We start from the raw sequence: 7,436 nt of genomic DNA on the forward strand, positions 1-7,436 counted from the left end.
GGTTTTGCCTGGCGCCGCACGCCCGCAAGTACCCGGCCCAGCTCTCGGGCGGGCAGCGGCAGCGGGCGGCCATTGCCCAGCAGGTGCTCTGCTCCGACCACCTCATTCTGCTCGATGAGCCCTTCTCGGGCCTCGACGTGGCCATGATTGACGAGGTGAAACGCATCATCGTGGAAGTGACGACGATGGACGAGTTGAACACCGTCATCATCGTCTCGCACGACATCGTGACCACCACCGCCCTGGCCGACCGCCTCTGGCTGTTGGGCTACGAGCGCGACGCGGCCGGAGCCCTCGTGCCGGGCGCCACCATCAGCCCCCAGCACCAATACAACCTGGCCGAAATGGGCCTCGCCTGGCACGAAAACGTGGAAGCCGAACCCGAGTTCGCCCAGTTCGTCGAGCACATCAAGCAGGAGATTCGGGGGAGTTAGTCAGGAGTTTAGCCACGAGCAACTTCTTATTTCTAACTTTCGCGCTATTGGCTAAACTCTATTTGGTGCATGAACCTAATCGATATTTTCTCGCTGTGCTTATGCACGCTTCCTCACAGTAAGCCAGAATGTTTCTATCAAGAAATTGCAGTTGTATGCAATAACTCACTATTCGCTGATAGTGAGCTTACCCCATTGGATTCGCTAAATGGCGAGATTAAAAGGTTCTATAAATCCGGAAAACTAAAAGAGGTGGCCCTTTACGAAAAAGGGCTTCGAAATGGTATCACAATAACCTATAATCCAAACGGCAGCTTAAATTATGAGGCTACTTATAAAGCTGGTAAGTTGAACGGCCTTTATAAGCATTATGATAAGGGGCTTTTAGTTAAACAGATTAACTATTCTGATGGCTTTTATAACGGCGAATGGATAGCCTATAGAAAGGGGCACAAGACTATTGAAGCTCAATTTGCTATGGGCAGACTGAATGGATGGTACTATGATTATTATTTCAAAAGTGGACGAATACAACGCAAAGCATTTTATAGGGATGGCGGCATTGTTTCTGGGGAATTCCTTTACGGAGAAGATGGGTGCTTGAAGTACGAAATGATTTGTAATCATTCTGACACGACTCCTAACCATCTCGTCATGCAAGTATTTTATGATAAACAGGGTAACACAACAGGCAGAAAGAAGATAGACCAATATCCTATTACTAAGTATTTATTTGGCCTTTAATAAAAGTTTGGAAATCCCCCACCCAATGCCCACCGGTACCCTGCTCATCATCGACGACGAAGCGCGTTTGCGCCAGCTGCTGGCCCAGGTGCTGGAGCTCGAAGGCTACACCGTGCTGCAAGCCCCCGACGCCCGCCGCGGCCTCGAGCTGCTCCAGCAACACGCCGCTGAGGTGCTGCTGGTGCTCTCTGACGTGAAGCTACCCGACGGCCACGGCGTGGACCTGCTGCCCCGCTACAAAGCCCTGGCCCCCCTGGCCGAAGTGGTGCTGCTCACCGCCTTCGGCACCATCGCCGACGGCGTGAAGGCCATGAAGCTCGGCGCTTTCGACTACCTCACCAAGGGCGACGCCGAGCAGCAGCTGGTGGTAGTGGTGGAGCGCGCCGCCGAAAAAGCCCGCCTGCGCCAGCGCGTGGCCGAGCTGGAGCGCCGCGTGGGCGAGCAGTACCGCTTCGAGTCCATGATAGGCGCCTCGGCCGAACTAAAGCGGGTGCAGCAGCTGGCCCGGCAGGTAGCGCCCACCGACAGCACCGTGCTGCTCGAAGGGCCCACCGGCAGCGGCAAGGAGCTCTTTGCCCAGGCCATTCACCAGGCCAGCGGGCGGCGGGGCAAGGCCTTCGTGGCCGTGAATTGCAGCGCGTTTCCGAAGGATTTGCTCGAATCCGAGCTGTTTGGCTACAAGAAAGGCGCCTTCACCGGGGCGCTGGCCGACAAGAAGGGCCTGCTGGAAGAAGCCAACGGCGGCACCCTGTTTCTGGACGAAATCGGCGAGCTGGAGCTCAACGTGCAGGCCAAGTTCCTGCGCGTGCTCGAAAGCCAGACCTTCACCAAGCTCGGCGACACCAAGCCCACCAAGGTGAACCTGCGCCTGGTGGCCGCCACCAACCGCAACCTCAAGCAGGAAGCCGCCGACGGCCGCTTCCGCCCCGACCTCTACTACCGCCTCTCGGTGTTCACCATCCAAGTGCCGCCGCTCAAAGACCGGCCCGCCGACGTGCCCCCGCTGGCCCAGCACTTCCTGCAACACTTCGCCGCCAAGCTCGGCAAGCGCCTGCCCGGCCTCGCGCCCGAAGCTTTGGCGCTGCTGCAACGCTACCCCTGGCCCGGCAATGTGCGCGAGCTAAAAAACGTGCTCGAGCGCGCCGCCATCCTGGCCGAGGGCGACACGCTGACCGTGGACGACCTGCCGCCCGAGTTCCACCATCTGCCGCCCACTCCCGGCCTCGACGAGGCCGCCGACCGCACCCTGCGCACAATGGAGAAGCGCCAGATTCGGCAAGTGCTGCTCGATACCGGCGGCAATAAGATGGAAGCCGCCCGCCAACTCGGCATCGGCACCAAAACCCTCTACCGCAAGATTCAGGAGTACGGCTTGTAGTCGGGTGCCGGGAACCTTACCCCCAGTCCCTCTCTTTTAGAGGGAGATGGGCCGGGGGGTGAGGTTTTCAGAGGGCGAGATGTGAAGGATTTATCCGCGCCGCACAATACCACGCCTTAGCAAGAGTGCCCCCGGGTATATTCGCCTGAGAGCCAATGTCCATCTCTTTCCACTTCCACTATTCCACTTCATGAGAAAGCCCCTACTTGCTGCGCTGCTGGCCTTACCCGTGCTGGCCGCTGCCCAAACCCCATTCACCTGCACCGTGAAAGGCCAGCTGGCCCGGACGATAACCGCGCCGGCCAAAGTGTATCTGTTGCAAGGAATGACCATATCGGACTCAGCAATCCTGAAAAACGGTGCTTTCGAGATGAAAGGCACCGCCCAAATGCCCACCATTGCCGACGTGATACTCCGGCGTGATGGCCACCTGGGTAACTTTATGCGGACTTATCGCGACCAAACCCGTATCTACTTAGAGCCCGGTATCGTGACCATTAGCAGCCCCGATTCGCTGGCCCACGCCACTGCGAAAGGCGGCCCAACGATGGCCGACTACTTGCGCCTGGATGCGTTGATGAAGCCGACGTTGGCTCGAATGAAAGCTATGAGCGCTGAAGTCCAGAAAATGACCGATGCTCAGCGCCAGGCTCCCGGTTTTCGGGAGCAAATGCAGGCGCGTTTTGCGGCCTTTGATAAGAAAATTGTGCAGACTAATTACGCCTTTGTCAAAGACAATCCCAATTCTATGGTTAGCCTGGATGCGCTGTTAGGCGTACGCATGTTGGACCTGCCCCAATATGCTACCGTAGGGCCGCTTTATGAAGCGCTGAACCCGGCTTTGAAGAACACGCCGCAGGGCCGCGACTACGGTAGCATGGTGCAGTCGCTGAAAGACTTGGCTATTGGCCAGCCCGCGCCCATCTTCAGCCAGAACACGCCCGATGGCAAAACCGTGAGCCTGGCCGACTACCGCGGCAAGTACGTGCTGGTCGATTTCTGGGCCAGCTGGTGCGGCCCCTGCCGGGCCGAAAACCCGGCCGTGACCAAAGTGTACAACGAGTATAAGGGGCGCAATTTTGACATTCTGGGCGTGTCGCTCGATAGGCCGGGTGAGCGCGAAAAGTGGTTGAAAGCCATCAAGGACGACCAGCTGGCCTGGACGCAGGTATCGGACCTGAAGGGCTGGGAAAATGCCGTCGCCCAGCGCTACGGCGTGCGGTCCATTCCGCAGAACTACTTAGTGGGCCCCGATGGCAAAATCGTGGCCACCAACCTGCGCGGTGCTGAGCTGGGCGCTACTTTGGCAAAGCTGATAAAATAGCGACAACTGCCGGCCCCTAGTCCGCTACCACTACTTAAAAAAAACCGGGTTATTCTGACCGCCGCACCGGGTCAGAATGACCCGGTTTTCTGCGTTTGGGGAAATGGGGAATCAGCTGAAATAAAAAATTTATGGCTGATTGACAATGTATTGAGTGAAAATGGCTGCTAGCCGGAGAGTTCGGGCCGGCTTTGGCAATGGCCTGCGCAACCAATCATTCAACCTCAGTATGGCTCCTCTGCTGCTTGTCCCGATTCTGTCTGCCGCCGGCCTTGGCTGCTTCTGGCTCTTCTACAAATCGGTGGACTTTTTCGACCACATCTAACCCCGCCAGCGCCATGATGCTCGCCCTGCTTTTCCTCTCCGTTGCCACGTTCGCCTACCTGTGCTACGTGCTGCTGAAACCGGAGAAATTTTAGGTTTTCCGGTAGTCAGTATCGGGTAGTCGGTAGTCGGATGGTTCCGGCATCCGGCTGCGGTCTGACTACTGACTACTCAGTACTGAATACCCCGTTAAAACAATGAACAAAGAACTTCTCGGCATCCTCGTCATCTTCGGCAGCACCATGCTGCTGGCGCTGCCGCTGGGCCGCTACCTGGCTACTATTTACCGGGGCGACAAGAGCTGGACCGATTTCCTGGCGCCGCTGGAGCGGCTGCTGTTCCGCGCCGGCGGCATCGACGCTAACCGGGGCATGACCTGGCAGCAGCACCTGGTGGCCCTGCTCACCATCAACCTGGCTTGGTTTATCTGGGCCATGCTGGTGTTCTGCTTCCAGGGCAGCCTGCCGCTCAACCCCGACCACAACCCTAATATGACGCCCGACCAGGCCTTCAACACGGCCATCTCCTTCCTGGTGAACTGCAACCTGCAGCACTACTCGGGCGAGTCGGGGGCCACGTACTTCTCGCAGCTGTTCGCCATCACCTTCCTGCAGTTCGTGACGGCCGCTACCGGCATGGCCGCCTGCGTGGTCGTGTTCAACGCTCTCAAGGAAGGCACCACCGAAAAGCTGGGCAACTTCTACAACTACTTCGTGAAGAGCATCACCCGCGTGCTGCTGCCCATTGCCACGGTGGTGGCGCTGGTGCTCGTGTTCCAGGGCACGCCCATGAACTGGACCGGCAAAGCCCCCCTCGTGACGGTGCAGGGCGACTCCATCAGCGTGAGCCGCGGCCCGGCCGCCGCCATGATTGCCATCAAGGAGCTGGGTACCAACGGGGGCGGTTTCTTCGGGGCCAACTCGGCCCACCCGCTCGAAAACCCCACCTACCTGACCAACGCGGTGGAGAACTTCGCCCTGGTGCTCATTCCGCTGGCCATGGTGTTTGCCTTCGGGTATTACCTGAAGCGGCCCCGCCTTTCCTACATGGTGATGGGCGTGATGACGGTGGGTTTCCTGATGCTGCTGGCGCCCACGGTGTACTACGAGATGCACGGCAACCCTGCCATTACGCACATGGGCGCCGACCAGCGCCTGGGGGCCATGGAGGGCAAGGAAGTGCGCTTCGGCGCGGCAGCCTCAGCCTACTGGGGCATCACCAATACCATCATTTCCTGCGGCTCGGTGAACTCCATGCACGATTCGCACATGCCCATTTCGGGCATGGCCGAGCTGCTGGGCATGATGACCAACGCCTTCTACGGTGGGGTAGGGGTGGGCTTCCTCAACTTCTTCGTGTTCGTCATCATCGCCGTGTTCATCTCGGGCCTGATGGTGGGCCGCACCCCGGAATTGTTGGGTAAGAAAATCGAGGCCCGCGAGATGAAAATCGCCATTATCGTGGCGCTGCTGCACCCGCTGCTGATTCTGACCGGTACGGCTATGTCGGCCCACCTCTACGCCGGCAACCCCACCGAGTACGCCGGCTGGCTGGCCAACCCCGGCTACCACGGCTTCTCGGAGATGCTCTACGAATTCACCTCCTCGGCCGCCAACAACGGCTCGGGCTTCGAGGGGCTGGGCGACAACACGCCCTGGTGGAACATCAGCACCGGCATCGTGATGATACTGGCCCGCTACCTGCCCATCATCGGCCCGGTGGCCATTGCCGGCCTGCTGGCCCGCAAAAAGTACATCCCCGAAAGCGCCGGCACCCTGCGCGTCGATACCGCCACCTTCGGCGTGATGGTCTTCTTCGTGATTTGGATTATCGCCGCCCTGGCCTTCTTCCCCGCCCTGGCCCTGGGCCCGCTGGCCGAGCATTTCACGCTGTACTAACCCCACCCCCCGGCCCCTCCCCTCCGGGGGAGGGGAGCCTGACGACTTCTTTTTCCTGCCTCCAATAATTTCAAAACCACGCCACTTCGGCTTCCCCTCCCCCGGAGGGGAGGGGGCCGGGGGGTGGGGTGAACATCATGGCAACTCAATCCCAATCCTTATTTCAACCCGCGCTGGTCCGCGAAGCCGTCGGCCAGGCCTTCGTCAAGCTCGACCCGCGCACCATGTTCCGCAACCCGGTGATGTTCACCGTGGAAATCGGCACGGTGGTGATGTTCTTCGTAACCCTCGGCCTACTATTCAAGCCCGATGCGGCGCAGGGCAGCTTCGGCTACAACTGCACGGTGTTCGTGGTGCTGTTCCTCACCCTGCTCTTCGCCAACTTCGCCGAGGCCATCGCCGAGGCCCGCGGCAAGGCCCAGGCCGATTCGCTCCGCAAAACCCGCCAGGATACGCCCGCCAACGTGCGGCTCGACAACGGGCAGCTGCAGCAGGTCAGCTCGGCCCAGCTACAGAAGGGGCAGGTTTTCGTGGTCGAAGCCGGCGAGATTATTCCCACCGACGGCGAGATTATCGAAGGGCTGGCCACCATCGACGAGTCGGCCATCACCGGCGAATCCGCGCCCGTGATTCGGGAGGCCGGCGGCGATAAATCGTCGGTAACCGGGGGCACGAAGGTGCTTTCCGACCGCATCGTAGTGCAGGTTACCACCGCGCCCGGCGAGTCGTTTCTCGACAAGATGATTGCGCTTGTGGAAGGCGCGTCGCGGCAGAAAACGCCCAACGAAATTGCCCTCACCATCCTGCTGGCCGGTTTCACGCTGGTGTTCGTGATTGTGTGCGTGACCTTGCAGCCCTTCGCCGCCTACTCGCACACGCCCATTGCCGTGGCCTCGTTCATCGCCCTGTTCGTGTGTTTGATTCCGACTACCATCGGTGGGCTGCTCTCGGCCATCGGCATCGCCGGCATGGACCGCGCCCTGCGCGCCAACGTCATCACTAAAAGCGGCAAAGCCGTGGAAACGGCCGGCGACGTGGACGTGCTCTTGCTCGATAAAACCGGTACCATCACCATCGGCAACCGCAAGGCTACGCACTTCTGGCCCGCCCCGGGCGTGTCCATGCCGCAGTTCGTGGAGGCGGCCACCATCAGCTCGCTCACCGATGAAACTCCCGAAGGCAAAAGCATTGTGGAGCTGGCGCGCGACAACAAGGTGGACCCCGCCCAGCTGCAAAGCCGCCTCGAAGGCGCCGAGCTCATCAAGTTCACGGCCGAAACGCGCAGCAGCGGCGTGACGCTGGCCGGTGGCACCCGCCTGCGCAAGGGCGCGGCC

At 59.9% G+C, this 7,436-nt stretch carries 7 protein-coding genes; all 7 read left to right on the top strand.

Going from position 1 to position 7,436, the window contains the following annotated elements; translation table 11 throughout:
• On the top strand, window positions 1-434 hold a 434-nt coding region (locus ACYVDE_RS10600; RefSeq protein WP_460501485.1), incomplete at its 5' end, for an ATP-binding cassette domain-containing protein.
• Between the two features lie 69 nt (window positions 435-503).
• Complete coding sequence (locus ACYVDE_RS10605; protein ID WP_460501486.1) at window positions 504-1,178, top strand: toxin-antitoxin system YwqK family antitoxin; 675 nt, start codon at window positions 504-506, stop codon at window positions 1,176-1,178.
• Window positions 1,179-1,203: 25 nt separating this feature from the next.
• Window positions 1,204-2,556, top strand: coding sequence for a sigma-54-dependent transcriptional regulator (locus tag ACYVDE_RS10610; protein ID WP_460501487.1), 1,353 nt, complete (start codon window positions 1,204-1,206; stop codon window positions 2,554-2,556).
• 190 nt (window positions 2,557-2,746) lie between these two features.
• Window positions 2,747-3,880, top strand: a complete 1,134-nt coding sequence (locus ACYVDE_RS10615; protein WP_460501488.1) for a redoxin domain-containing protein — start codon at window positions 2,747-2,749, stop codon at window positions 3,878-3,880.
• A gap of 341 nt (window positions 3,881-4,221) precedes the next feature.
• Window positions 4,222-4,299: a K(+)-transporting ATPase subunit F gene (kdpF, locus tag ACYVDE_RS10620; protein WP_460501491.1), complete on the top strand. Its 78-nt coding sequence runs from the start codon at window positions 4,222-4,224 to the stop codon at window positions 4,297-4,299.
• Between the two features lie 102 nt (window positions 4,300-4,401).
• On the top strand, window positions 4,402-6,102 hold the full coding sequence (gene kdpA, locus ACYVDE_RS10625; protein ID WP_460501489.1) for a potassium-transporting ATPase subunit KdpA: 1,701 nt from the start codon (window positions 4,402-4,404) through the stop codon (window positions 6,100-6,102).
• A gap of 137 nt (window positions 6,103-6,239) precedes the next feature.
• Window positions 6,240-7,436 (top strand): HAD-IC family P-type ATPase (locus ACYVDE_RS10630; protein WP_460501490.1); only part of this gene is annotated, 1,197 nt, incomplete at its 3' end.

Source organism: Hymenobacter agri (assembly GCF_054778495.1).

Bases quoted from the DNA above. Each gene is read 5' to 3' on its own strand.
- kdpF (WP_460501491.1), top strand. From the start codon at position 4,222: ATGCTCGCCCTGCTTTTCCTCTCCGTTGCCACGTTCGCCTACCTGTGC.
- ACYVDE_RS10615 (WP_460501488.1), top strand. From the start codon at position 2,747: ATGAGAAAGCCCCTACTTGCTGCGCTGCTGGCCTTACCCGTGCTGGCC.
- kdpA (WP_460501489.1), top strand. From the start codon at position 4,402: ATGAACAAAGAACTTCTCGGCATCCTCGTCATCTTCGGCAGCACCATG.
- ACYVDE_RS10610 (WP_460501487.1), top strand. From the start codon at position 1,204: ATGCCCACCGGTACCCTGCTCATCATCGACGACGAAGCGCGTTTGCGC.
- ACYVDE_RS10605 (WP_460501486.1), top strand. From the start codon at position 504: ATGAACCTAATCGATATTTTCTCGCTGTGCTTATGCACGCTTCCTCAC.